Source organism: Hydrogenovibrio sp. 3SP14C1 (genome assembly GCF_029625905.1).
Taxonomy (GTDB): Bacteria; Pseudomonadota; Gammaproteobacteria; order Thiomicrospirales; family Thiomicrospiraceae; genus Hydrogenovibrio.
In genome coordinates this window covers 1-280 of sequence record NZ_JARTLM010000074.1, presented here as the reverse complement: position 1 = coordinate 280, position 280 = coordinate 1, and the positions used below count along the sequence as shown (strand labels likewise).

Genomic DNA, 280 nt, shown 5'->3' with positions numbered 1-280 from the left:
CACGGTCCAGTTCTAAAATCCAACCTGCAGCATTATCGAGGAAGTAACGGTCGTGGGTAATCGCCACCACAGTACCGCTATAATCAACCAAGAAGTGCTCAAGCCAAGCCACAGATTCAGCATCTAAGTGGTTGGTGGGCTCATCGAGCAGTAGCATATCGGGCTTTTCAAGCAGTAAACGACAAATCGCTACTCGGCGGCGTTCACCACCTGATAGAGTGGCGATTTTGGCATCCCATTCAGGCAGACGTAAAGCGTCGGCGGCGCGCTCAAGAGCGGC

At 52.9% G+C, this 280-nt stretch carries 1 protein-coding gene; it reads right to left on the bottom strand.

Features of this window, described 5'->3' with window-relative positions:
- Positions 1 to 280: ATP-binding cassette domain-containing protein (locus P8629_RS11690; RefSeq protein WP_278166300.1), on the bottom strand; the 280-nt coding region annotated here is incomplete at both ends.